Source organism: Ruegeria sp. BK1 (assembly GCF_056535645.1).
In genome coordinates, this window is sequence record NZ_JBQFIS010000001.1 from 3,255,443 (window position 1) to 3,277,793 (window position 22,351).

26 protein-coding genes are annotated in these 22,351 nt (G+C 59.9%); 17 read left to right on the forward strand and 9 right to left on the reverse strand.

Annotated elements, in window-relative coordinates; genetic code table 11:
- The first annotated feature begins 17 nt into the window (after positions 1-17).
- Positions 18-614, forward strand: coding sequence for a LolA family protein (locus tag ACR3E7_RS16140; protein ID WP_170791204.1), 597 nt, complete (start codon positions 18-20; stop codon positions 612-614).
- A 12-nt stretch (positions 615-626) separates the two neighbouring features.
- Here ACR3E7_RS16140 and ACR3E7_RS16145 read toward each other — a convergent pair whose 3' ends face one another.
- Both ACR3E7_RS16145 and ACR3E7_RS16150 read right to left on the reverse strand, forming a co-directional pair.
- Positions 627-1,208: a transglycosylase SLT domain-containing protein gene (locus tag ACR3E7_RS16145; protein ID WP_170774790.1), complete on the reverse strand. Its 582-nt coding sequence runs from the start codon at positions 1,206-1,208 to the stop codon at positions 627-629.
- 60 nt (positions 1,209-1,268) lie between these two features.
- Positions 1,269-2,150 (reverse strand): AEC family transporter, encoded by an 882-nt coding sequence (locus ACR3E7_RS16150; RefSeq protein ID WP_170791202.1) that lies wholly within the window; start codon positions 2,148-2,150, stop codon positions 1,269-1,271.
- A gap of 80 nt (positions 2,151-2,230) precedes the next feature.
- On the opposite strand from ACR3E7_RS16150, the gene hspQ reads away from it, so the two are divergent.
- Positions 2,231-2,557 carry a heat shock protein HspQ gene (gene hspQ, locus ACR3E7_RS16155; protein ID WP_170774786.1) on the forward strand — a complete coding sequence of 109 codons (327 nt, stop codon included), beginning with the start codon at positions 2,231-2,233 and terminating at the stop codon, positions 2,555-2,557.
- 24 nt (positions 2,558-2,581) lie between these two features.
- Here hspQ and ggt read toward each other — a convergent pair whose 3' ends face one another.
- From ggt to ACR3E7_RS16170, 3 genes are all read right to left on the reverse strand, one after another.
- The gene (gene ggt, locus ACR3E7_RS16160) at positions 2,582-4,159 is read right to left on the reverse strand and encodes a gamma-glutamyltransferase (protein WP_480505288.1); all 1,578 of its coding nucleotides are present in this window, start codon (positions 4,157-4,159) and stop codon (positions 2,582-2,584) included.
- A gap of 209 nt (positions 4,160-4,368) precedes the next feature.
- Positions 4,369-4,809, reverse strand: a complete 441-nt coding sequence (locus tag ACR3E7_RS16165) for an ATP-binding protein (RefSeq protein WP_170791198.1) — start codon at positions 4,807-4,809, stop codon at positions 4,369-4,371.
- 32 nt (positions 4,810-4,841) lie between these two features.
- Positions 4,842-5,180 (reverse strand): STAS domain-containing protein, encoded by a 339-nt coding sequence (locus tag ACR3E7_RS16170; RefSeq protein WP_170791196.1) that lies wholly within the window; start codon positions 5,178-5,180, stop codon positions 4,842-4,844.
- 105 nt (positions 5,181-5,285) lie between these two features.
- Between ACR3E7_RS16170 and ACR3E7_RS16175 the strand changes: the two genes are divergently transcribed.
- Together ACR3E7_RS16175 and ACR3E7_RS16180 are read left to right on the forward strand one after the other, a co-directional pair.
- Positions 5,286-6,458 (forward strand): acetyl-CoA C-acyltransferase, encoded by a 1,173-nt coding sequence (locus ACR3E7_RS16175; RefSeq protein ID WP_480505290.1) that lies wholly within the window; start codon positions 5,286-5,288, stop codon positions 6,456-6,458.
- A 94-nt stretch (positions 6,459-6,552) separates the two neighbouring features.
- Positions 6,553-7,005: a GAF domain-containing protein gene (locus tag ACR3E7_RS16180; RefSeq protein WP_170774774.1), complete on the forward strand. Its 453-nt coding sequence runs from the start codon at positions 6,553-6,555 to the stop codon at positions 7,003-7,005.
- Positions 7,006-7,011: 6 nt separating this feature from the next.
- On the opposite strand, the gene ACR3E7_RS16185 is transcribed toward ACR3E7_RS16180, so the two are convergent.
- Positions 7,012-7,278 carry a DUF1294 domain-containing protein gene (locus tag ACR3E7_RS16185; protein WP_237215654.1) on the reverse strand — a complete coding sequence of 89 codons (267 nt, stop codon included), beginning with the start codon at positions 7,276-7,278 and terminating at the stop codon, positions 7,012-7,014.
- A gap of 102 nt (positions 7,279-7,380) precedes the next feature.
- On the opposite strand from ACR3E7_RS16185, the gene ACR3E7_RS16190 reads away from it, so the two are divergent.
- From ACR3E7_RS16190 to rarD, 9 genes are all read left to right on the forward strand, one after another.
- Entirely contained in the window at positions 7,381-7,980 is a 600-nt protein-coding gene (locus tag ACR3E7_RS16190; RefSeq protein ID WP_237217553.1) for a helix-turn-helix domain-containing protein, read from the forward strand.
- Positions 7,981-8,604: a LysE family translocator gene (locus ACR3E7_RS16195; RefSeq protein ID WP_170783066.1), complete on the forward strand. Its 624-nt coding sequence runs from the start codon at positions 7,981-7,983 to the stop codon at positions 8,602-8,604.
- A gap of 4 nt (positions 8,605-8,608) precedes the next feature.
- The gene (locus ACR3E7_RS16200; protein WP_170791189.1) at positions 8,609-8,989 is read left to right on the forward strand and encodes a GFA family protein; all 381 of its coding nucleotides are present in this window, start codon (positions 8,609-8,611) and stop codon (positions 8,987-8,989) included.
- 15 nt (positions 8,990-9,004) lie between these two features.
- Positions 9,005-11,452 carry a GcvT family protein gene (locus tag ACR3E7_RS16205; protein WP_170791187.1) on the forward strand — a complete coding sequence of 816 codons (2,448 nt, stop codon included), beginning with the start codon at positions 9,005-9,007 and terminating at the stop codon, positions 11,450-11,452.
- Between the two features lie 2 nt (positions 11,453-11,454).
- On the forward strand, positions 11,455-12,507 hold the full coding sequence (locus ACR3E7_RS16210) for a zinc-binding dehydrogenase (RefSeq protein WP_480505294.1): 1,053 nt from the start codon (positions 11,455-11,457) through the stop codon (positions 12,505-12,507).
- A 14-nt stretch (positions 12,508-12,521) separates the two neighbouring features.
- Positions 12,522-13,415, forward strand: a complete 894-nt coding sequence (locus ACR3E7_RS16215) for a homocysteine S-methyltransferase family protein (RefSeq protein WP_170774764.1) — start codon at positions 12,522-12,524, stop codon at positions 13,413-13,415.
- 4 nt (positions 13,416-13,419) lie between these two features.
- The gene (locus ACR3E7_RS16220; RefSeq protein WP_480505296.1) at positions 13,420-14,364 is read left to right on the forward strand and encodes a GlxA family transcriptional regulator; all 945 of its coding nucleotides are present in this window, start codon (positions 13,420-13,422) and stop codon (positions 14,362-14,364) included.
- Between the two features lie 89 nt (positions 14,365-14,453).
- Positions 14,454-16,907, forward strand: a complete 2,454-nt coding sequence (locus ACR3E7_RS16225) for a GcvT family protein (protein WP_480505298.1) — start codon at positions 14,454-14,456, stop codon at positions 16,905-16,907.
- A 273-nt stretch (positions 16,908-17,180) separates the two neighbouring features.
- On the forward strand, positions 17,181-18,065 hold the full coding sequence (rarD, locus tag ACR3E7_RS16230) for an EamA family transporter RarD (protein ID WP_170775004.1): 885 nt from the start codon (positions 17,181-17,183) through the stop codon (positions 18,063-18,065).
- On the opposite strand, the gene ACR3E7_RS16235 is transcribed toward rarD, so the two are convergent.
- On the reverse strand, positions 18,056-18,760 hold the full coding sequence (locus tag ACR3E7_RS16235) for an SGNH/GDSL hydrolase family protein (RefSeq protein ID WP_480505300.1): 705 nt from the start codon (positions 18,758-18,760) through the stop codon (positions 18,056-18,058). The genes rarD and ACR3E7_RS16235 overlap by 10 nt on opposite strands.
- A 1-nt stretch (position 18,761) precedes the next feature.
- Positions 18,762-19,172 (reverse strand): nuclear transport factor 2 family protein, encoded by a 411-nt coding sequence (locus ACR3E7_RS16240; protein WP_480505302.1) that lies wholly within the window; start codon positions 19,170-19,172, stop codon positions 18,762-18,764.
- A 95-nt stretch (positions 19,173-19,267) separates the two neighbouring features.
- On the opposite strand from ACR3E7_RS16240, the gene ACR3E7_RS16245 reads away from it, so the two are divergent.
- Positions 19,268-19,915 (forward strand): RluA family pseudouridine synthase, encoded by a 648-nt coding sequence (locus ACR3E7_RS16245; RefSeq protein WP_480505304.1) that lies wholly within the window; start codon positions 19,268-19,270, stop codon positions 19,913-19,915.
- Here ACR3E7_RS16245 and ACR3E7_RS16250 read toward each other — a convergent pair.
- Positions 19,912-20,097, reverse strand: a complete 186-nt coding sequence (locus ACR3E7_RS16250) for a hypothetical protein (protein ID WP_480505306.1) — start codon at positions 20,095-20,097, stop codon at positions 19,912-19,914. The two genes, ACR3E7_RS16245 and ACR3E7_RS16250, sit on opposite strands and share 4 nt — an antisense overlap.
- 102 nt (positions 20,098-20,199) lie before the next feature.
- On the opposite strand from ACR3E7_RS16250, the gene ACR3E7_RS16255 reads away from it, so the two are divergent.
- The 3 genes from ACR3E7_RS16255 to ACR3E7_RS16265 all read left to right on the forward strand — a co-directional run bounded on the left by ACR3E7_RS16255 (position 20,200) and on the right by ACR3E7_RS16265 (position 22,328).
- Positions 20,200-20,892, forward strand: coding sequence for a helix-turn-helix transcriptional regulator (locus ACR3E7_RS16255; RefSeq protein WP_170791172.1), 693 nt, complete (start codon positions 20,200-20,202; stop codon positions 20,890-20,892).
- 118 nt (positions 20,893-21,010) lie between these two features.
- The gene (locus ACR3E7_RS16260; protein ID WP_170791170.1) at positions 21,011-21,673 is read left to right on the forward strand and encodes a YiaD family glycine zipper/OmpA-like lipoprotein; all 663 of its coding nucleotides are present in this window, start codon (positions 21,011-21,013) and stop codon (positions 21,671-21,673) included.
- Positions 21,674-21,785: 112 nt separating this feature from the next.
- A complete protein-coding gene (locus tag ACR3E7_RS16265; protein WP_480505308.1) occupies positions 21,786-22,328 on the forward strand; it encodes an NADPH-dependent FMN reductase in 543 nt (180 codons plus the stop codon).
- Positions 22,329-22,351: the final 23 nt, after the last annotated feature.

Here is a 22,351-nt window from a genome sequence, read left to right on the forward strand (position 1 = left end):
AGGCCTATCTGTGCCTCATGAAACAGATTGCTTTTGCCCTTGCTTTGACATTGTCCGCACCCGCCGCGTGGGCGGCGGACAAGCTGCCGCTATCGCAGATATCAAACTACCTGAACGAGCTGAAAACCGTTGAGACCACGTTCACGCAGGTCAACGACGATGGCTCGCTCAGCACCGGGAAATTGTGGATCGAACGCCCTGGCAAGATGCGGTTCGAATATGATCCGCCCAACAGCGCAGTGGTACTGGCGCGGGCTGGAACCGTTCAGATATTTGATCCCAAGTCCAACCAGCCGGCTGAGCAATATCCACTAAAACGTACGCCCCTGTCGCTGGTGCTGGCGCGGAATGTGAATCTGGGACAGGCCAATATGGTGGTCGGTCACGATTTTGACGGTACCGCCACGGTCGTGACGGCGCAGGACCCCAAGAACCCGGATTCGGGTCGGATCGAGCTGATGTTTACCGGTGATCCGGTCGAACTGCGCAAATGGGTGATCCACGATAACGCAGGCAGCCAAACGACCGTTCTGCTGGGGCAGCTGGAAACTGATGGCAAGCTGAACAGCGACCTGTTCACGAAAAGGACGCGGAGCGGGTCAGGCGATCGCTGACCCGCTGGGCTGTTAAATTCGGCAGCCCGCCAGCTGTGCCTGATAGAGTTTGGCGCGCGCGTCCACATCATTGGCCACGTTCAACAACCATGTTTTGCTGTAATGGCTCCCACGAGCGTAGCCGGTATGGCCTTCGTGATAGGCCAGATACTGGTTGCGGGTGTCATGCAGCTGGATGCCGTTGCGCTGGTTGGTTTTGTTCATGTACCAACCGATGAAATCCGACGCGTCGCGGATACGGTCGCGCTTGGCGCGGCGCTTGCCGGTTTCGCGCTGGTATTCCTCCCACGTGCCGTCCAAAGCTTGACTGAACCCATAGGCGCTGCTTTGACGGCCCATCGGGATGACACCCAACACGTATTTATGCGGGGTGCGCGCATCGTGGCGATAGCGGCTTTCCTGATAGATCGTCGCCATCTGAACGTGGACGGGGACACCCCATTTCCGCTCGGTGCTTTTGAAGGCTTTGATAAAATCAGGACGTTCACGCGCAATGCTGCACGCGTCATTTAGCTTGCTGGGCGGCTGTTTGGAGCCACCACTACAGGATGCCAAAAGCAGCACCCCGAAGAGTACGATAAGAATTCTGCTCATGTGCCTCGTGCCTTTTTTCTTCATTCTAGCGCAGATTGAGCCTTTAGGAAATCACAATCGCTACAACACAATAGCTAGAATTAAAGGCAACGCGCCCACAGACAGGACAGTTGACACCATAACCAGGCCTGCGACGGCGTCTGCGTCCGCTTCGAACCGTTCGGCCAGCAGGTACGAGGTCACAGCCACCGGGGTGCACATTTGCAGGACCAGAACGCCAAACGCGACGCTATCCAGGTCAAATGCCAGCGCGATGCCCCAGCCCAGCCCAAAGCACACCGCCAGTTTCAGCGCAGACAGCCAAAGCGCCTGTCCCAAACTGCGCGAGGTCAGCCGCGCGATCGCCACGCCCAGCGTGATCAGCATCAGGGGGATGGCCATTTGCCCAAGCAGGTCCAGCGTATTGGTCAGGAAAACGGGCGTTTCCCAACCGCGCCACAGGAACAGGGCACCCAGCAGGGTGGCCCAGACCATCGGTTCGCGCGCGGCTTTGCCGAACGCACCTTTGCCCGCCACAAGATAGATCCCATAGGTAAAGGAAAAGAGCGCCGTTACAGCCAGAAAAACCACCGCAAATCCCAGCCCCGCCTGCCCAAAGGCAAAGATGCACAGCGGCACCCCCAGATTGCCTGTGTTGCCAAAGATCAGCGGGGCAAGAAATGTGCGGCGATCCAAGCCGCTGAGCCGCACGAACAGGCCAAAGGCCACCGCAAGCACCACATGCCCGGTGATGGCCGCCAACGTGAACCGCGTCAGCTCGGTGGCTGTGATCTCGGTCTGCATCAGGGCGACAAAGATCAGACAGGGCACCGCCAGCGTAACGCCCAGACGGGTCACAAATTGCAGCCGGTATTCGAACCCCAGCTTGACCCACGCAAATCCGATCCCGGCCAAAAGAAAGACCGGAGCCGCAATTTCGAACACTGTTAGTAGAAGGTTCACAGACTGTTTCCCTTAAAATCCGATCATTGATTGGCATTTCCGCCGGGAAAAGAGTAGTAAGTTCTTTGGGGGCTGAAGATATGCTGAAGACACATGCCAAGTACAAATTGGGCCAGGTGGTCCGTCACAAGAAACATCCCTTCCGAGGGGTGATTTTTGACGTAGACCCGGAATTCTCGAACACAGAAGAATGGTATCAGGCCATCCCCGAAGATAGCCGCCCGATCAAGGATCAGCCGTTCTATCATTTGTTGGCCGAAAACGACCAATCCTTCTATGTTGCTTATGTTTCTGAACAAAATCTGGTTGCCGATCAGTCCGGCGAGCCGGTGGAACATCCTGATATTCCAGACATGTTCGGCCCGTTTGAAAACGGCGCATACCCGCTGCATTTCCACCTAAACTGATCGGCGCATCGTGCGCGTTCAGGATCAGTAGCCAAGAGCGCAACCGTCTTTTCGGGGGTCGCTGGCACCTTCCAGAACACCGTCATCGCGGATTCGGATAGCCTGCGCTCCACCCAGTGGCGTTTCCGGGATTTGAACGTTGTGGCCCAGATCTGACAATTGTTGCACGACGCTGGGCGGAATTCCGCGTTCCAGTTTCATAACGTTTCCATCGGCGAAGGCGCGCGGGGCGTCGATGCTGTCCTGCAATCCCAACCCGTGATCCGTCAGGTTGGACAACAGGCGTGCGTGTCCGGTGGGTTGAAACGATCCGCCCATTACGCCGAATGGCATGGTGATGCGGTCGTTCTGTTTCAGCATACCGGGAATGATCGTGTGCATCGGGCGCTTGCCCGGCCCCATCTCATTCGGATGTCCGGCCTGCAAGGTAAAGCCAGCGCCCCGGTTTTGAAGCAGTATCCCGTATTTCGGTGAGGCGATGCCCGACCCAAAACTGTGAAAGATCGAATAGATCAGAGACACGGCCATCCGATCCCGATCGACGACGGTAATATAAACCGTATCCTTGTGGATCGCCTCGGTCAGCGGAGCGGCGGCTGGCATCGCCCGCTTAGGATCGATCAGGGCGGCGAGCTGATCTGCCAGCGCCTGATCGGTGAACTTTTCAGCCTGCGTGGCGTGATCAGGATCGGCGATAAAGCGATTACGCGCGTCATAGGCCAGTTTTGAGGCCTCGGCCTCGATATGAATACGTTCCGCGCTGAACGGGTCCATCCCGGAAAGGTCGAAATTTTTCAGGATATTTAACAACAAAAGCGCCGTCGCCCCCTGACCGTTGGGGGGGTGTTCGTACATCTCGACACCGTTGTAGCTGCTGTTGACTGGTAGGGTGACGGTACATTGGGTGGTCCGAAAATCTTCGATCGTGTGAACACCGCCCAATTGCGACAGTGCGGCAACCATGTCCTCGGCAATGTCGCCGGTATAAAACGCATCGCGCCCGTGTTGTGCGATTTGGCGTAGAACTTCTGCCTGACCCGGAGAGCGGAAGATTTGCCCCGTTTTGGGGACCTTGCCGTCGATCAGGTAGTGATCTCGCGCGGATCCTTGCAGCGTGGCTGCTCCAATATTCCAGTCCAAAGCCACGCGCGGGGCCACAGGCACGCCGGTATCCGCATAGTGGATGGCAGGGCTAAGGACCGAATCCAACCCGATCCGGCCCTCGGTTTCGGCCAGGTGGCAAAAGGCATCGACCGCGCCTGGTATTGTCACCGCCTCGGGCGAGGACAGGGGAACCGCATTCAGACCCTGTGAGCGCAAGGCGTCCGCATTGGCCATCGCGGGAGCGCGGCCTGATCCGTTAAGGGCGCGGATTTTGGTTTCGCCAGCACGGTTGAACAGGACAAAGCAATCTCCGCCCAATCCGGTCATCTGTGGCTCGCACAGTCCCAGCAGAACTGCGCCCGCAATCGCGGCATCCATCGCATTACCGCCCTGTTCCAGAATGCTTATCGCAACTTGCGCAGCCAGCGGGTGCGATGTTGCGCACATGCCTTCCGTTGACAGGACTTCGGACCGACCCGGAACGTGAAAATCGCGCATAACAGTATTCCCCAATAACTCGCGCCGAAGGTATCGCGCGTCGATCTATTGTCCAGTCAAATCAAGGGGAAATTCCTCGGCGCCGTTCACTGGGTGGGGGCTGTGACACTTGGCGCCGAGGGAAGCTATCTGAGCTACAGGTAAATGTATGACCCTGATTTGCGGCGCGACAATGGTTCGATTTGGGCGTTATTGTGACCTTTTACCTGTCACTCGGCGTCCGGGAAATCAAAGCGCAGGGACAGCCTGTTGCAGCCGTTGCTGCGCTCATACCGGATATCGCTGGTCAATTCATGGATCAGGAACCAGCCAAATCCGCCCTCGGGCAGTTCGTCGCGCGATGACCCCAGCGCCGCCGGCATACCTTCGGGCACCCGAAATCCGGGCAGAGGGTTGCCGGTGTCCGAAATCAGTATTTCAAGCCAGTCTTGGTTCAGCCGACACCGCACCTTGACCTGAGCGGGTGTGACCCCGGCATAGGCATGCTCGACCACGTTGTTGATTGCCTCGGCTAGCGCGATTTTTACGTCCCCCGCCTTGTGCGCGGGCAGGCCTTGCGCTTTCAGGCAGGCGCTGAGCTGAGCGATGCCCGCGCTGGCATCGGACGCTGTGGCTGAGAACTGAAGATCCAGGCAGTTACCGGTACACATGGGCAGGGCGCTTATTCATTCGATCTGCGGGCTCAGTCGGCGGTGGACGCAAGCGCGTCGCCCAGCGTCGGGTATAGCTTGAAAACCGTGTCCATACGGGTCAGGCGAAAAACCTTTTCGACAAAGGGGTGCAACCCCGCCAGATCCAGCCTGCGATCACTGCCAAGCTGTTTCATGGCGGCGACGATCGCCCCGAGACCGCTGGAGTCGATGAATTCCACCCTCGTCAGATCTAGCACTACCCGCGCAGCACCGCCTTCGGCCTCTTGCCGCATCTCTTCCTTGAACTGGATGGCCATGGCGGCGTCGATCCGGTCGGAATGCACCGTGATAATCTGGGCCGAGTCGGTTGTTTTGCTGGTCAGGCTCATGCGCGCCGGTCCTCTGAATTGCAAATCATGCGTAGAAATACGCTAGACGCCAATTCTTACCATTCGGTATCCATCCATACGGAAAAGCAGAAAAGGAGCCTCCCGATGAAGCAAGTTGTAATCGCAGGTGCAGCACGGACCCCGATGGGTGGGTTTCAAGGGATGTTCGATGGCGTCAGCGCCGCTGATCTGGGCGGAACGGCAATCCGCGCCGCCTTGCAGGGCGCCGGGGCCGATACTGCGGACGAGGTGCTGATGGGCTGCGTCCTGCCCGCGGGTCAGGGCCAAGCCCCTGCGCGGCAGGCAGGTTTCGCCGCCGGTCTGGGTGAAGAGGTTCCCGCGACCACCCTCAACAAGATGTGCGGGTCGGGAATGAAGGCTGCGATGATGGCCTATGACCAGATCGCCTTGGGGCACGCAGACACGATGGTTGCTGGCGGGATGGAGAGCATGACCAACGCCCCCTATCTGTTGCCCAAAATGCGCGGCGGCGCCCGGATCGGCCATGGGCAGGTGGTTGACCACATGTTTTTGGACGGGCTCGAGGACGCCTATGACAAGGGGCGTTTGATGGGTACCTTCGCCGAGGATTGTGCCGAGGCCTATCAGTTCACCCGCGAGGCACAGGATGACTACGCGCTGCAGTCTCTGTCGAACGCGCTGCAGGCACAAGAAACCGGCGCCTTTGCGGATGAGATCACGCCTGTTACCCTGAAAACGCGCAAAGGGGACGTCACACAATCCACCGACGAGCAACCTCTTTCGGCCCGGCCCGAGAAAATCCCGACCCTGAAACCGGCCTTCCGCAAGGATGGAACGGTGACAGCGGCCAATGCCTCGTCGATCTCGGACGGGGCTGCGGCCTTAGTGCTGGCGTCGGAGGAAGCCGCCCAGGCGCAAGCCCTGACCATCCGCGCCCGTATTCTGGGCCATGCCAGCCACGCACAGGCCCCCGGCCTGTTTACGACTGCCCCGGTGCCTGCCGCGCAAAAACTGCTGACGCAGATCGGTTGGACCACTGATGATGTGGACCTGTGGGAGGTGAACGAGGCCTTCGCCGTCGTGCCCATGGCCTTCATGCACGAAATGGGTTTGCCGCGCGACAAGGTGAACGTGAATGGCGGCGCGTGCGCTCTGGGCCATCCCATCGGCGCATCCGGCGCGCGGATCATGGTCACATTGCTGAATGCGCTCGAGAAACGAAACCTCAAACGCGGCGTTGCGGCCATCTGCATCGGGGGTGGCGAAGGCACCGCCATTGCCATAGAACGCGTTTGACCATTCTTCTTGTTTCAAATACGGCGGAGGTGAATTGAGCCACCGGCTCATGAGGGGGTAGCGCCCCCTGATACCCTTGCCTCAAAGTGCTGCCATGACCGTTGACTATTCCACCCTCGCAAAAACCATCGCCGCCCTGACCGAAGGCGAAACGGATCAGGTCGCCCTGATGGCCACTGTCACCTGCGAGGTGCATCACAGCGATGACCGCTTCAACTGGACCGGGTTTTATCGCGTGACCGAGCCCGAGGTGTTGAAGATCGGGCCGTATCAGGGTGGACATGGCTGTCTGGTGATCCCGTTTGCACGCGGCGTCTGTGGAGCAGCAGCCCGCACCGGAGAAGTGCAAATTGTACCCGATGTGGAGGCTTTTCCTGGTCATATCGCCTGTGCGTCCTCGACCCGGTCGGAACTGGTACTGCCTGTCTTTGACTCGCAGGGTGAGGTGATCGCGGTGTTTGATATCGACAGCGATCTACCAGATGCGTTTACCCAAGCGGATGCTGATGAGCTCGCTGCCATCTTGCGCGATGTGTTTGCGCGTTAAGGTCGGTTAGCCCAGCAACGGGGGCAGATAGGTGAAGGCCGCATAGCAAGCAGCGGCCTGAACTATCAGAATTGCAAACAGCCATGCTGAAAACCGGCCTTTGCGGGTTTTGTGGCGAAAAATCCAGCGCCCAACCACGGCTCCGGGGCCGCCACCCAGCGCCGCCAGCCACAAAAGGCGGCGTTCCGGCACCCGGCGCTTGCGCCGCCGCGCGCGAAGTTTGTCCCAGCCAAAGGCCAGCAGAGTCAGGGTATTGATCGCCCACAGATACATCACTGCTATCCACATGCGTGACCGATACCGAACCCGGCCGCGTGACCCAAGTGAAAAAACGCTTGGTTTTTTCATCGATTCGCGCCATCGTGAAAAACAGGGATGAAATTTCACGACAACGCGGAGCGGCAATTGAACTCGCAGGCCCCCCAAAGCGCGACCCTCGGTGCCGATATCCGCGCCTTGCGCAAAGCGCGCGGACTGACGCTGAGCGAGATTGCGGCAAAGCTGAACCGCTCGGTCGGGTGGCTGAGCCAGGTCGAGCGGGATATGTCTGACCCGTCCATCTCGGACCTGCGACAGATGGCCGATTGTCTGGGCGTGCCCATGTCGATGCTGTTTGCCCATTCTGCCGCCCCGGCGGCCGAACAGGGATATGTCGTCCGCGCAGGCTCGCGCCGTCCAATGGGATCGGGTGAGGAAGGACTGATCGAGGAATTGCTCTCACCCGATCTGACCGATGATTTTGAGATGGTGCATTCCACCTTCGAGCCCCGCTCGCAGATGCAGACCCCTGCCAATCGTCCGACGCAAGAGGTGGGCTATATGATCTCGGGGCGGTTGGACCTAACGATTGGAGGACGGCAGTTCTCGGTCGGGCCGGGCGACAGTTTCCGTATCAAACACGAACCCTATCACTGGGCGAACCCCTATGATGAGCCCGCCGTGGCCATCTGGGTCATCGCCCCGCCGGTGTATTGAATGAGCTTCGAGGCCTGGACCATATTCGCTCTGTTCTGGGTGGTGTTCGTCACCACACCGGGGCCGAATGCGGTCAATTGCATCTCAAACGGAATGAGCCTGCCCTTTGCCAGGGCTATGTTGGGCGTGCTGGCGATCCTGACACAGGCCAGCGCCTTTTTGATCCTGTCCGCGCTGGGCGTCACGGCGCTGATCGCGGCGTCACCCACCGGGTTTTTCATCGCCAAACTGATCGGCGCGGGGTTCTTGATCTGGATGGGCATCCGCGGCTGGATCAATGCCAGCAAACCCGCGCCCGCGTCCGAGCGACCCGCGCGCCACGTTTATCTGCACGCACTGGCAGTGGCGACCATCAATCCCAAAAGCGTGGCCGGGTATCTGGCGGCGTTTTCGCAATTCGTTCAACCCGAGGTTCCGGTCTGGCAGCAGATGGGAGTGATCATGCCCACCGCTCTGGTCATCACAACGCTCAGCTACACCGGATTTACCTTGTTGGGCGCGCTGATGGGCAAGGCCGCGCTGGGCGCTGTGTTCAATATCTGGGTCCGCCGCGTGATGGCGACCTGTTTCATCATCTACGGTGTGTTGCTGGGTACCAGCGCAACGCCTACAGCAAGGGGGTAAAGACATGCACACCGGTTCCTGCCTCTGCGGCAAGGTCGCCTTCACCATTGACGGAGACCTCGCCGCACCCAACGCCTGCCATTGCGGCCAATGCCGCAGGCAATCGGGTCATCTCTGGGCCTCCTGCGAAACCCATCAGGACAACCTCAGCTTTACCTCCAGCGAGACGCTGGGTTGGTATCGCGCCTCGGACATCGCCAAGCGCGGCTTTTGCAGCGCCTGCGGCTCGTTCCTGTTTTGGCAGCATAATGATGAGGACACGATTGCGGTTTCAATAGGGTCTCTGGACGAGCCCACCGGCTTGAAACTCGCCCAACATATCTTCGTCGCCGACAAGGGCGACTACTACGACATCAAAGACGATCTGCCCCAGCGGGCACACTAACAGGGAAGCAAAACCATGAGTGATTTTCCAACCAAGGCCCGTGTGGTCATCATCGGCGGCGGCGTCGTCGGCTGTTCATCGCTTTACCATCTGGCCAAGAAGGGCTGGACCGACTGCGTTCTGCTGGAAAAGAACGAACTGACAGCGGGCTCGACGTGGCACGCGGCGGGCAATGTGCCGACCTTTTCGACCTCATGGGCGATCATGAACATGCAGCGCTACTCGACCGAGCTGTATTCGCGGCTGGCGGATGAGGTCGATTACCCGATGAACTACCACGTCTCGGGCTCGATCCGACTGGCGCATAGCAAGGAACGGATGCAGGAGTTCGAACGCGCCCTGTCCATGGGTCGTTATCAAGGCATCCCGATGGAGATGTGGACAGCGGAAGAGGCCAAAGAGCGCTATCCCTTCCTTGAAACCCATGATCTTGAGGGCGTTCTGTACGATCCGACCGACGGCGACATCGACCCGGCGCAGCTGACGCAGGCTCTGGCCAAAGGCGCGCGGGACATGGGGCAAAAGATCATCCGTTTCTGCCCGGCAACCGGGGTGACACAGCACGACGATGGCACATGGACCGTTCACACCGATAAGGGCGATATCGACTGTGACTATGTGGTCAACGCCGCCGGGTACTATGCGCAGCGCGTGGGGGAATGGTTCAAACCCTTTGGCGGGCGCACGGTGCCTGCGATGGTCATGAGCCACCAGTACCTGCTGACCGACGAAATCCCCGAGGTTGAGGCATGGTCGAAGGAAAACGGCGGCAAGCTGCCGCTGCTGCGCGACGTGGATATCTCGTATTACCTGCGGCAGGAGAAGAACGGCTTTAACCTTGGTCCCTATGAACCCAACTGCAAGGGCCATTGGATGACCGAAGACGATCCGATGCCCGAGGATTTCAGCTTCCAGCTTTGGAACGATGATCTGGACCGGATCGAAGACATCGTCACTGACGCGATGGAGCGGGTGCCGCTGATGGCAACCTCGGGCGTGGGTCGGGTGATCAACGGGCCGATCCCTTACGCGCCGGATGGGTTGCCTCTGATCGGGCCGATGCCCGGCGTAAGCAACGCGTTCGAGGCGCACACCTTTACCTTCGGCATCGCGCAGGGCGGCGGCGCAGGCAAGGTGCTGGCCGAATGGATCGTCGATGGCGCGACCGAATGGGATATGTGGGCCGTCGATCCCCGCCGTTACACCGATTACACCGATCAGGACTACTGCAATCAGAAGGGTATGGAGGTCTACGGCAACGAATACGCCATGCACTTCCCGCATCATGAATGGCCTGCAGCGCGGGACAAGAAGCTGTCTCCGGTCCATGACAAGATTAAGGAACTGGGCGGCGTGATGGGTGCCTATAACGGCTGGGAACGCGCCAATTGGTTCGCCAAGCCGGGCGACGATACCTCGCTGGATGCGACGCATACATGGGGCCGCTCGGGCCCGTGGGAGCAGCGGATCAAAGAAGAATGCGAGGCCGTGCGCGACCATTGCGGCGTGCTGGACCTGCCGGGTTTCTCGCGCTTCATGGTCAAGGGGGAAGGCGCGGCCGAGGCGCTGCGTGGGCTGGTGACGGGTGGTCTGCCCAAGGTGGGCCGGATCAATCTGGTCTATATCGCCGACGACCGGGGCCGCATCCTGACCGAAATGTCCTGCCTGCGTCTGGGTGAGGATGAGTTCGTCATGATCACCGCCGCCACCGCGCAATGGCATGACCGGGACATTCTGGTGAATGCGATGCCCTCAGGTGTCAGTGTCGAGGATGTGACCACCACACGCGACACGCTGATCGTCACCGGCCCAAAATCGCGTGAGATCCTGTCGGGTCTCACCGATGCCGACCTGTCGCTGGGCTGGCTGACCCATCAGGCCGCCACTGTGGCAGGGAAACCCGCCTATCTGATCCGCGTATCCTTTGCTGGCGAACTGGGTTGGGAGGTTCACGCTCTGAACGACGACATGCCTGCGATCTATGACGCGATCCTTGAGGCTGGTGCCACGCCGTTTGGCATGTATGCGCTGAACTCGCTGCGGATCGAAAAAGGCTACCGCGCGTGGAAGGGCGATCTGTCCACCGATTACTCGCTGTTGGAAGGCGGGCTTGGGCGTTTTGTCAAACTAGACAAGCCGCAGGATTTCCCCGGCAAGGCCGCGATCCTGAATGAAAAGCAGCAGGGGGTGAAGAAGTCGTTCGTGACTCTGACGGTCGAGGCAGGTGACTGCGACGCGCCCTATATGTCCTGCATCTGGCAAGGCGATCAGATCGTGGGTGAGACGACGTCCGGCGCATGGGGCTATCGCGTGGGCAAATCCATCGCGCTGGGCATGATCAAGTCGGAACTGGCAAATCCGGGCACCGCGTTGGAGGTCGAAATCTACGGTCAGAAATACCCTGCCGTGGTGCAAGAGGATCAACCCCTCTGGGATCCGGCCAACGACCGGCTGCGGGCCTGACCATGGCTGTTCCGCGCGTTATGCAGGGCGTTCACCTAACCCGCCACGGCGGGCCCGAGGCGCTGGAATTTCGCGCGGATATTCCCGTGCCGCAACCCGGACCCGGTCAGGTTCTGATCCGGGTCGCGGCAGCCGGGGTGAACAACACCGACATCAACACGCGCGTCGGCTGGTATTCCTCGGATGTGACCGGCGCGACAGATGCTGTGGATCAGGAGGTCGACGCGGGCGGTTGGGGCGGTGCGCTTGAGTTCCCGCGCATTCAGGGCGGCGATCTGTGCGGCATCGTTGAACTTGCCGGACCCGAGACTGGGTTCCAACCCGGTCAGCGCGTCACCTGCCCGATCAACCTGCCGCGCCCACGCCCCGGCAATCCGACCGGCTTCATCGCGCTGGGGTCTGAGATCGACGGGGCCTTCGCGCAATATTGCCTGGTTGAAGCGTCGGACCTGTACGACGTCTCAGCGTCTCCGCTATCTGATGCCGAGATCGCGGCCATCCCCTGCGCTTTTGGAACGGCCGAGAACCTTCTGACGCGCGCGGGCGTGACCGCCGGGCACAAGGTTCTGATCACCGGAGCTTCAGGCGGGGTCGGTCTGGCCGCCGTGCAACTGGCCCAGCTGCGCGGGGCGACCGTGTGGGGTGTCACCAGCCCAGCCAAAGCCGATGTGGTCAAAGATCAGGGAGCAACGGATACGTTCGACCGGGACGCGCCCTTGCCGAAAGACATGTTCGATGTGGTGATTGACGTCGTCGGCGGTCCCGCGTGGCCCAACCTGATCCTGTCGCTGAAACCCGGCGGGCAGTATGCGGTATCCGGTGCCATCGCCGGACCCATCGTTCAGGCAGATCTGCGCGACATTTATTTGCGCGACATCACCATCCACGGCTGCACCCATCAGGCGTTCGAGGTCTTCGGACGATTAGTCGAACTGATGAATGCAGGCCGGATCAAACCTTTGATCTCAAAAACCTATCCGCTAAGAGATATCACCAAAGCGCAAGCGGACTTTCAGTCCAAAACATTTGCGGGAAAACTGGTCCTAATTCCCTGAGGAAAGGTAAGGCTATGGCGGATATAACCCTGTTGGACGGCTCGATCGGGCAGGAATTGGTCAAACGCGGCGGCGAAAAACCCACACCTCTGTGGTCGACGCGCGTGATGATCGACCAACCCGACCTGGTGGGTCAGGTCCACGCGGATTACTTCCAACGGGGCGCGACGGTTGCCACCACCAATACCTATGCCGTCCACCGCTCGCGCTTGGTGCGGGAAGGGATCGAGGATCAACTGCCTCATCTGATTGACCAAGCGTTGACCCAGGCCGAACGTGCGCGCGGATCACGCCACAAACGGATTGCGGGGGCGCTGGGGCCTCTGCTGGCGTCGTACAGACCAGACCTGAAGCCCGATGTAGACGATGCAGCGGTGAAATTTTCCGAACTGGTGCAGATGATGAACGACCGGGTGGACCTATTCCTGCTGGAAACCGTCTCGTCCCTGCAAGAGGCCGAAGGCGCGTTGCGCGGGACGGAAAGCGCAACCAAACCCGTCTGGCTGGCGCTGTCAGTGATGGACAATGACGGCACCCGCCTGCGTTCGGGTGAGCATCTGGCGCAGGTTGCGCCGCTGGTCGATCGCTTCGCGCCCGATGCGGTTCTGATCAACTGTACTCGCCCGGAATCGGTGATGCCCGCGCTGATGATCCTTGAAACGATGGGCCGCCCTTACGGGGCCTATGCCAATGGCTTCACTGGCATCACGCAAGGGTTTTTGGAAGACGCCCCCACTGTTGATGCGCTGGAAGAACGTCGTGACCTGACCCCCGAAGCCTATGCCGATTTCGCGATGAAGTGGGTCGAACACGGGGCCACCATTGTCGGCGGCTGCTGCGAGGTCGGCCCCGATCATATCGAGGCGCTGGCCCACGCGCTGCACGCCGCCCGACACCGGATCGTCTAGGGCGATGGCGGCACAGCAGCATTTCGATATCCTCGTCGCCCCTGGCTATGTGCTGCTGGAACTGGCGTCGCTGGTCGAGGTGCTGCGTCTGGCCAATCGCGTCTGTCCGCACCCGCCCTTTACCTATGCGTATAAATCCCTGAAGGGTGGAGCGATCCATTCCAGCAGCGATGCGATGATCCAGACCGAGGCTGTCTGCACCCAGCCCAAGGCGGATTACCTGTTTGTTATCGGCAATACCGACCCTGACCATCCCGACCTTTCGCTGGGCCGCGTGGTTTCGGATTACACATATCGCGGCGCACAGGTGTTTCTGCTGGCCGAAGCCGCCAGTCGTTACATCGACGAACACGGGACCGAGGATATGGCAACCCATTGGGAAAACGCCTCATTCCTGCGCGAACGCGGCGCCCGGTTCGAGGCCAAGCTCTCCATCGCCACCCAGCAAGGCGCCGTCGTCACCTGCGCGGGGATGGAGGCGACGACGGATGTGGCGCTGTCGGTGATTGGCCGTCACATCTCGGGGCCCGCCAAGATGACCGTGGCCGATATCATGTTGCACGAGAACATCCGCGATTTTTCTTCGATGCAGCCGTTTTCCGGCACGCGTTTGACCGCCACCGGGGATGCCAAACTGGACCAGTGCATCAAGCTGATGCAGGCCAATATCGAAGATCCCCTGCCGATCCATCAGATCGTCGAGGAACTGCATCTGTCCAACCGCTCGCTTGAGCGGAAGTTCAAGATCTTCTTCGGCACCACCCCCAACGGTTTCTACCGCGAGATGCGGCTGGCCAAGGCCAATAACCTGCTGCTCAATACCACCATGAGCGTGCGCGAGATCGGCCTTGCCTGTGGATTCCCAAACGGGTTTTCCTCGGTCTACAAAAGCTTTTTCGGCGTCACGCCCTTTGTTCTGCGTCGCGAAAAGCGCGCGACACATCGGTGAAAATTACTCGTTTTGTGACGCTTTTGGTGCATTTATTGTCGATCCTTCGTGGCATTTTGGCCCAAACCTGACAGTGCGGAGATTTCAGGATGGTTGATCTTCCCCCAAAGGCCCGTGTGGTCATCATCGGCGGCGGCGTCATCGGATGCTCGGTCGCATATCACCTGACTAAGAAGGGCTGGAGTGATGTCGTTCTGCTGGAGCGCAAGCAGCTGACCAGCGGCACCACATGGCACGCTGCCGGCCTGATCGCACAGTTGCGGGCGACGGCGAACATGACCAAACTGGCGAAATATAGTCAGGAACTTTACGGCTCGCTCGAAGAAGAAACCGGTGTTGCCACGGGGTTCAAACGCTGCGGCTCTATCACCGTGGCGCTGACCGAGGAACGCAAGGAAGAGATCTACCGTCAGGCCGCCATGGCCCGCGCCTTTGGGGTCGAGGTCGAAGAAATCTCGAACGAGCGCGTCAAGGAGATGTACCCACATCTGAATGTCGAAGACGTCAAGGGCGCGGTCTATCTGCCGCTGGACGGGCAGGGCGACCCGGCCAATATCGCACTGGCGCTGGCCAAGGGCGCGCGGCAACGCGGCGGGATCGTCAAGGAACGGGTGAAAGTCACCGAGATCGTCAAGCAGGGGCGTACAGTCACGGGCGTTGACTGGATTGCCGATGACGGCAGCGCCTCGGGCCATATCGAATGCGATATGGTGGTGAATTGCGCGGGCATGTGGGGGCATGAGGTCGGGCGCATGGCAGGCGTGAACGTCCCGCTGCACGCGTGTGAGCATTTCTATATCGTGACCGAAAGTATTGACGGCCTGACCCAGCTGCCGGTTCTGCGCGTGCCGGATGAGTGCGCCTATTACAAGGAAGACGCGGGCAAAATCCTGCTGGGCGCATTTGAACCCAACGCGAAGCCATGGGCCATGGAGGGCATCCCCGACAGTTTCGAGTTCGACCAACTACCCGAGGATTTCGACCACTTCGAGCCGATCCTTGAGGCAGCGGTGAACCGGATGCCGATGCTGGCCGAGGCGGGGATTCACACCTTCTTCAACGGGCCAGAATCGTTCACCCCCGATGATGCTTATCATTTGGGTCTCGCGCCCGAGATGGACAATGTCTGGGTCGCAGCCGGGTTCAACTCGATCGGTATCCAATCCGCAGGCGGCGCAGGCATGGCGCTGGCCGAGTGGATGGATAGCGGTGAGAAGCCGTTTGATCTGGGCGATGTGGATATCAGCCGGATGCAGCCGTTTCAGGGCAACAAAAAATACTTGTTTGAACGGTCCAAGGAAACGCTGGGACTGCTTTACGCCGACCATTACCCCTATCGCCAAAAGGCCACCGCGCGTGGCGTGCGGCGCACGCCCTTCCACCATCACCTGCTGGAACAGGGTGCCGTCATGGGTGAACTGGCCGGGTGGGAGCGCGCCAACTGGTTCGCCAATGCAGGTCAGGAACGCGAATACCACTATAGCTGGAAACGTCAGAACTGGTTCGAAAACTCTGCCGCCGAACACCGCGCGGTGCGTGAGAATGTCGGCATGTATGACATGTCCTCTTTCGGCAAAATCCGCGTCGAAGGGCCGGATGCCGAGGCGTTCATGAACTACATTGGAGGTGGCGATTACTCAGTGCCCAATGGCAAGATCGTCTACACCCAGTTCCTGAACCGCACCGGTGGGATCGAGGCAGACGTGACCGTCACCCGCCTGACCGAGACCGCCTATCTGGTCGTCACCCCCGCAGCCACGCGTTTGGCCGATCAAACCTGGATGCAACGCCACGCGGGTGGGTTCAACGTGGTCATCACTGATGTCACGGCAGGCGAGGGCGTTCTGGCCGTCATGGGTCCCAACGCACGCACGTTGCTGCAAAAAGTCTCGCCTGCCGATTTCTCGAACGCGGCCAACCCGTTTGGCACAGCGCAAGAGATCGAGATCGGCATGGGCCTCGCCCGCGCGCATCGCGTCACCTATGTGGGTGAACTGGGGTGGGAGATCTACGTCTCCTCCGACATGGCGGGCCACGTGTTCGAAATCCTCTACGAGGCCGGGCAAGATATGGGTCTGAAACTCTGCGGGATGCATATGATGGACTCTTGCCGGATCGAGAAGGGCTTTCGCCATTTCGGCCATGACATTACTTGCGAGGATCACGTGGTCGATGCGGGGTTGGGTTTTGCCGTTAAAACCGACAAGGGCAGTGATTTCATCGGTCGTGAGGCGGTTATTGCCCGTAAAGAAAGTGGACCGCAAAGCCGGTTGGTTCAGTTCAAACTGACCGACTCTGAGCCGCTGTTGTTCCACAATGAACCCATTCTGCGGGATGGCGAATATGTGGGATATCTGAGTTCGGGCAACTACGGTCACACGCTGGGCGCGGCAATCGGCCTGGGGTATGTGCCGTGCGCGGGTGAAAAGGCAGCCGATGTACTGGCTTCTAGCTATGAGATCGACGTCTGCGGCGTGAAGGTCAAAGCCGAAGCATCCCTGAAGCCGATGTATGATCCCAAGTCCGAGCGTACAAAAGATTGAGCCGTAACTAGGGACGCTGCCCTCGCCGCCCTTTCCGGGCGACTCCCCCGGGATATTTGAAGCCAAATGAAGCAGGAATCCTTCATTCATCTGGCAATAAATATCCCGGAGCGCGAGGCAGAGCCTCGCATCTTGATGCTCAGACTTGGGTGCGACGTATCAGATTTCTTGATAGGGTTCTTCACAGTTTTCTTGGTTCCCAAAACCATTTGATTTGCCATAGAGGAAATGGGCACCAACCGGAGACCAAACGTGGCAGATACCCCCACACCAATGAACCGTGAAGATACGCCAAAGGGGTTGGCCTTAGCAGTAACGGCCTATGTTTTGTGGGGCTTTCTGCCTCTTTACATGAAAGCGATGGCGCATGTCGGGCCGGTTGAGATTGTGGCGCATCGGATCATCTGGTCAGTACCGGTCGCCGGGGCGCTGCTGGTCGTGTTGGGACGAACACAAGATTTGAAGGCGGCGCTGGGCAATCCGAAGATGTTGGGCATGGCGTGTTTGACGGCTGCGCTGATCTCAGTGAACTGGGCGATTTATGTTTGGGCCATTGCGAGCGGGAATGCGTTGGATGCGGCGCTGGGTTACTACATCAACCCGTTGTTCAGCATTGCGCTCGGCGCTGTGTTGCTGCGGGAGCCGTTGAACCGTGCGCAGCTTGTCGCTGTAGGATTGGCAGCGACGGGCGTTTTGGTACTGATCTGGCAGGCGGGCAGCCTGCCATGGGCAGCCTTGGGATTGATGGTGAGCTGGGGGTTCTACGCCTTCTTCAAACGTTCGCTTCCCATTGGGCCAAATCAGGGGTTTTTGCTTGAAGTGCTGATCCTGCTGATCCCGGCCTTAGCCTATGTGACGTGGCTGGGCGCGCAGGGGACGGGGCGCTTTGGGGTGTCGGCTTCGGATACGATGCTGCTGCTTGGCTGTGGTATCGTAACCGCGATTCCGTTGTTGGTTTATGCCAATGGGGCAAAGCTGGTGCGCCTGTCTACGATGGGGATTCTCCAATACATCGCGCCGACCATGATCTTCATCACCGCTATCACTATGTTCGGCGAGCAGATCGACCAAGGCCGCATGATCGCTTTTCCGATGATCTGGGCCGCACTTGTTATCTATTCGATCCCGATGATCCGGCAGATGCGCGCTCAGCCTTGATGCAGCAGATGGGCGGCGGTCTCTGCCCAGATCGCATAGGTTTTGGGACTGGGATGGTAGCCATCCGGTGCGGCCAGTGCAGGGTCGTCCGGTAAGTCGAGGGCCAGGTGCCGGGCTTGCGCATATTGTGCGACAACCTTTTGAAGCGCCCGGTCCAGCCTGGCTGCCTGTTGACCCAGCACCCAGGCCAGAGGGTGGGGCAGCGCGGGAAAGCGGTGCATCTGTGGAACCGCCATCACAACAACGCGACGCACCCTTAGTGGGCCGGTCAACAGTTCCATCAACCGGGCCTGTCGGTCTGCGAAGACCTTCGCAGATACAAGACGGGTCACGTCGTTGACGCCCAGGGCCGTGATTGCCATGTCGAAGGGACCGTCTAGGCCCTCCAGTCGGGCGATCGTGTCTTCGGTGGTGTGGCCAGTGGTGGCCTCCAGTTGCCATTCGACGCAGTAGTGACGGGATAGATTGCGCACCACGCATCCTGACAGAGCTTGTGTTTGTGTGCCAGCGCCCACCCCAGCAGCCGAACTGTCACCGGCAATCAGCAAGCGCAGGCGCGGACCGCGGCCGAAACGCCCGGCACGGGGGCCCGTCGGTTCGGGCAGCAGCCGCGCGTTGCGCCGCACGGCCAGCCCTTGTGCCGCCAAGACCGGCAGCAGCGGGACCCGCAGCAATTGATCGGCGGCGAAGGGCATCTTAACTGAGCGCGTCTTTGAACTTGAGGAACCGCGCGTCGGTCATAACGCGCGACATCATCGCTTCGCGCAGGGCGCCAACGCTCTTGTAGGGGCGCATGACGACCTCGAATTCCTGAATCAGACCATCGTCGCTCAGTGTGATCAGGTCAACACCCACCGCATCCAGTTCTCCGACCTTGCATTGGAATTCCAGCGCCCAGTCCTTGCCCTCTCCCATGATCCGGCGATAGTGGAAATCAGAAAACACCTGCCCCACATGCCCCAGCACGGCGGCCACGGGTTCGCGGCCCGTCCATGTGCTGTAGTAGGTTGGGGGCGAGAAGCGCACGTCCTCGGCCAGCAATTCATGGATCAGGGTTTCGTCTCCTTTGGCGACGACCTCTTGCATGCGGGCGATTGTGGGGTGCATGTGTTCTCCTCCGCTTTGGGCCAGATTTGCTGAACTGTTGAGTTCAGGCAAGCCCGACGTTGCGGGAGGTTGCGCTGTAGGATAGGCAGGCGCGCATGAGCGACGCCTATGATCCTCCCCTGACACCCTTGGATGTGCTGCACGAAGATGCCCACCTGATCGTGGTCAACAAACCTTCGGGGCTGCTATCCGTGCCAGGGCGGGGTGACCATCTGGCCGATTGCCTGCTGACGCGGGTTCAGGCCGCGTTCCCGCAGGCGCTGTTGGTGCATCGGCTGGATCGGGATACGTCGGGTGTGATGGTATTTGCGCAGACGCCCCATTCGCAGCGTCATCTGAGTATGCAGTTCGAAAAGCGTCAGACCCGCAAGACCTATGTCGCCCGCGTCTGGGGGCAGGTTGCTGACAAGACCGGCACCGTTGACCTACCGCTGATCGTCGATTGGCCCAATCGTCCGCGCCAGATGGTGTGTCATGAAACCGGCAAGCTCGCCGTGACCGACTGGCGCGTAGTAAAACATGAGGGTCAGACGACCCGCATCCGGCTGTTTCCGAAAACCGGCCGCTCGCACCAGTTGCGGGTGCATATGCAGGCGTTGGGCCATCCCATTCTAGGTGACCCGTTCTATGCCGAGGGTCCGGCGCGGGACTTCCCGCGCCTGATGCTGCATTCCGAGGAGTTAAGGCTAAAAAGCCCCGATGGAGGCGCATCGATGAAATTTCGCGCCAAGGCAGACTTTTAGAACAGCCCAACCCATAGCAGTTTCAAGTTCCCAAGGGATAATCGTCTTTTGCGCCGACGAGAGACGCAAGGTTGGCGGGCGGCCATGATCTCGCGCTCGATCTCGAAGGCGCGCAGCCTGTGGCCTTGGGACCATGGGCCCAATTGCAGTGTCATCATAACGTGATCGTCGCGGCTTGGCATGGGGACCTCCTTCATTTCATGTCCAATCTGGCGGGTCACTGCTGACACCACCTTGTCAGGGGGCTGTGTTAAGGTGTCAGCAGATCAACCCCGGAGACGCCGATGCGCCGCTCGACCCGCTTGTTTGAAATCATCCAGATCCTGCGCGCCACAGACGCGCCGGTCACAGCCGAGGCGCTGGCCGAAAAGCTCGAAGTGTCGGTGCGTACGGTGTACCGCGACATCGCCGCGCTTCAGGCGCAACGCACTCCGATCGAGGGAGAAGCCGGAGTCGGCTACATGATGCGGCGGGGGTATGACCTGCCGCCGCTGAATTTCGACGCCGAAGAGGTTGAAGCCCTGTGGGTGGGGTTGTCCATGCTGGCCCGAACGGGTGACAGCACCTTGCAACAGGCCGCCGATCGGGTGTGTCGCAAGATCGAAGCCCTGCGTGCGCCTGCGGATTGGCTGCAAGTAGCCCCCTGGGGCGCGCCAATGGATGACCCTGCCAAGGGATGTGTCCCGATTGTCAATTACCGTGAGGCGATCCGTTCGGAACGCAAACTGCGCATCACCTATGTGAACGCCGAAGGCCAGCGGACCGAACGTATCGTGCGGCCTGTCGCGTTGATCTACCACATCGAATGCACCATGCTGGCGGCGTGGTGCGAGCTGCGCAACGGGTTTCGCCATTTCCGCACCGACCGCATCTGGGCCTGCGCCCCGACCGAGGATCACTTTTGCGGGCAAGGCGCGCCTTTGCGCGCGATCTGGCAGGAACAGGACTATTGGACTGATCCCACGCCACCGCATTGAACGGCGTCATCCCGCCACGCTCACCCGATTGTTGCTTGAGCCTGCGCCCAAGTGGCGCGATACAATGGGGGAAAGAACGTGGCCCCGGCAAACGGGTGCCAGAGCAGAAGGTGAACTTATGACGATTTCCAAGTTTTTTGTTGCCGCCGGGCTCAGCTCGGCTTTGGTTCTGGGGGCCTGCACGGACCCCGGTACGCTGAACCTGCCCGCTGATCCCAATCAAAACGCCAAGCAAGGCGCGATTCTGGGTGGTCTGATCGGCGCTGGTGTCGGCGCGATTGCCAATGATTCTGACCCCTTGTTGGGTGCACTGGCCGGTGGGGCCATCGGGGCTGCCGGTGGCGGTATCATCGGTAACCAGTTGGACCAGCAGGCCGCCGAGCTACGCCAGCAACTGGCCAATGACGGTATCATCATCGTCAATGCCGGCGACCGCCTGATCGTGACCGTGCCAAATGACATCACGTTCAACACCGACAGCGCCACAGTGCGCCCGGCGCTGCGGGCCGACTTGGTGAAGGTCGGGCAGAACCTGAACAAATATCCCAACTCGAATATTCAGGTCATCGGCCATACCGACAGTGATGGCGAGGCATCCTATAATCAGGGTCTGTCCGAACGCCGTGCACGCTCGGTCGCGGATATCCTGCAAGCCAATGGCGTGAACGGATCGCGGATCACCACGATCGGTCTGGGTGAAAACCGTCCTGTCGCCTCGAACCTGACCGCCGCGGGCAAAGCGCAAAACCGCCGCGTGGATATCGAGATCACGCCCAACTGACGGGGCCGATCTGATAAGAGCGATTTATGCACATTGACTGCGCGTCAACCATGCTTTGGCGCGCAGCATTCTTGGACTAACTAAAAGGAAACGAACAACCCGGAGTTTCCTCATGTCCGAACCGATCCTGCTGGGCCTCTCTGGCTCATTGCGCAAAGACGCCACCAACCGCAAGCTGCTGCACGAGGCGGCACGCCTGTTCGAGGCGGGCACTTTCATTGACGCTGACCTGAACCTTCCCCTTTATGATGGTGATCTGGAGGCGCACGAGGGTATTCCCCCAGCGGTTCAAACACTGTCCGACCAGATCGCGCAGGCCCATGCGGTGATTATCTCGACCCCGGAATACAACAAAGGGCCGTCGGGTGTTCTGAAAAACGCGCTGGATTGGGTAAGCCGTACCAAGACAAAACCATGGGCTGACAAGCCGGTTGCCGTGATGTCGGCTGCCGCAGGTCGCGCCGGGGGTGAGCGCGCCCAGATGGTGCTGCGCGGCTTTATGGTGCCGTTTCAGCCACGCATTCTGCAAGGGCCGGAATTTCATCTGGCAGACAGCACCAATGAGTTTGATGAGGCTGGCCGGCTACGCAGCGACCGGTACGAGAACATGCTGCGGAGCCTGATGCAAAAATTGCGAGCCGAAGCAGGTCTCTGACCGGTTGTTCGGGATGCGCCGGA

What these genes read in the sequence shown, in the direction of transcription:
- ACR3E7_RS16140 (WP_170791204.1), top strand. Translation starts at nt 18, where the DNA reads ATGAAACAGATTGCTTTTGCCCTTGCTTTGACATTGTCCGCACCCGCC.
- ACR3E7_RS16145 (WP_170774790.1), bottom strand. Translation starts at nt 1,208, where the DNA reads ATGAGCAGAATTCTTATCGTACTCTTCGGGGTGCTGCTTTTGGCATCC.
- hspQ (WP_170774786.1), top strand. Translation starts at nt 2,231, where the DNA reads ATGCTGAAGACACATGCCAAGTACAAATTGGGCCAGGTGGTCCGTCAC.
- ggt (WP_480505288.1), bottom strand. Translation starts at nt 4,159, where the DNA reads ATGCGCGATTTTCACGTTCCGGGTCGGTCCGAAGTCCTGTCAACGGAA.
- ACR3E7_RS16165 (WP_170791198.1), bottom strand. Translation starts at nt 4,809, where the DNA reads ATGTGTACCGGTAACTGCCTGGATCTTCAGTTCTCAGCCACAGCGTCC.
- ACR3E7_RS16170 (WP_170791196.1), bottom strand. Translation starts at nt 5,180, where the DNA reads ATGAGCCTGACCAGCAAAACAACCGACTCGGCCCAGATTATCACGGTG.
- ACR3E7_RS16175 (WP_480505290.1), top strand. Translation starts at nt 5,286, where the DNA reads ATGAAGCAAGTTGTAATCGCAGGTGCAGCACGGACCCCGATGGGTGGG.
- ACR3E7_RS16180 (WP_170774774.1), top strand. Translation starts at nt 6,553, where the DNA reads ATGACCGTTGACTATTCCACCCTCGCAAAAACCATCGCCGCCCTGACC.
- ACR3E7_RS16185 (WP_237215654.1), bottom strand. Translation starts at nt 7,278, where the DNA reads ATGTATCTGTGGGCGATCAATACCCTGACTCTGCTGGCCTTTGGCTGG.
- ACR3E7_RS16190 (WP_237217553.1), top strand. Translation starts at nt 7,381, where the DNA reads ATGAAATTTCACGACAACGCGGAGCGGCAATTGAACTCGCAGGCCCCC.
- ACR3E7_RS16195 (WP_170783066.1), top strand. Translation starts at nt 7,981, where the DNA reads ATGAGCTTCGAGGCCTGGACCATATTCGCTCTGTTCTGGGTGGTGTTC.
- ACR3E7_RS16200 (WP_170791189.1), top strand. Translation starts at nt 8,609, where the DNA reads ATGCACACCGGTTCCTGCCTCTGCGGCAAGGTCGCCTTCACCATTGAC.
- ACR3E7_RS16205 (WP_170791187.1), top strand. Translation starts at nt 9,005, where the DNA reads ATGAGTGATTTTCCAACCAAGGCCCGTGTGGTCATCATCGGCGGCGGC.
- ACR3E7_RS16210 (WP_480505294.1), top strand. Translation starts at nt 11,455, where the DNA reads ATGGCTGTTCCGCGCGTTATGCAGGGCGTTCACCTAACCCGCCACGGC.
- ACR3E7_RS16215 (WP_170774764.1), top strand. Translation starts at nt 12,522, where the DNA reads ATGGCGGATATAACCCTGTTGGACGGCTCGATCGGGCAGGAATTGGTC.
- ACR3E7_RS16220 (WP_480505296.1), top strand. Translation starts at nt 13,420, where the DNA reads ATGGCGGCACAGCAGCATTTCGATATCCTCGTCGCCCCTGGCTATGTG.
- ACR3E7_RS16225 (WP_480505298.1), top strand. Translation starts at nt 14,454, where the DNA reads ATGGTTGATCTTCCCCCAAAGGCCCGTGTGGTCATCATCGGCGGCGGC.
- rarD (WP_170775004.1), top strand. Translation starts at nt 17,181, where the DNA reads ATGAACCGTGAAGATACGCCAAAGGGGTTGGCCTTAGCAGTAACGGCC.
- ACR3E7_RS16235 (WP_480505300.1), bottom strand. Translation starts at nt 18,760, where the DNA reads ATGCCCTTCGCCGCCGATCAATTGCTGCGGGTCCCGCTGCTGCCGGTC.
- ACR3E7_RS16240 (WP_480505302.1), bottom strand. Translation starts at nt 19,172, where the DNA reads ATGCACCCCACAATCGCCCGCATGCAAGAGGTCGTCGCCAAAGGAGAC.
- ACR3E7_RS16245 (WP_480505304.1), top strand. Translation starts at nt 19,268, where the DNA reads ATGAGCGACGCCTATGATCCTCCCCTGACACCCTTGGATGTGCTGCAC.
- ACR3E7_RS16250 (WP_480505306.1), bottom strand. Translation starts at nt 20,097, where the DNA reads ATGCCAAGCCGCGACGATCACGTTATGATGACACTGCAATTGGGCCCA.
- ACR3E7_RS16255 (WP_170791172.1), top strand. Translation starts at nt 20,200, where the DNA reads ATGCGCCGCTCGACCCGCTTGTTTGAAATCATCCAGATCCTGCGCGCC.
- ACR3E7_RS16260 (WP_170791170.1), top strand. Translation starts at nt 21,011, where the DNA reads ATGACGATTTCCAAGTTTTTTGTTGCCGCCGGGCTCAGCTCGGCTTTG.
- ACR3E7_RS16265 (WP_480505308.1), top strand. Translation starts at nt 21,786, where the DNA reads ATGTCCGAACCGATCCTGCTGGGCCTCTCTGGCTCATTGCGCAAAGAC.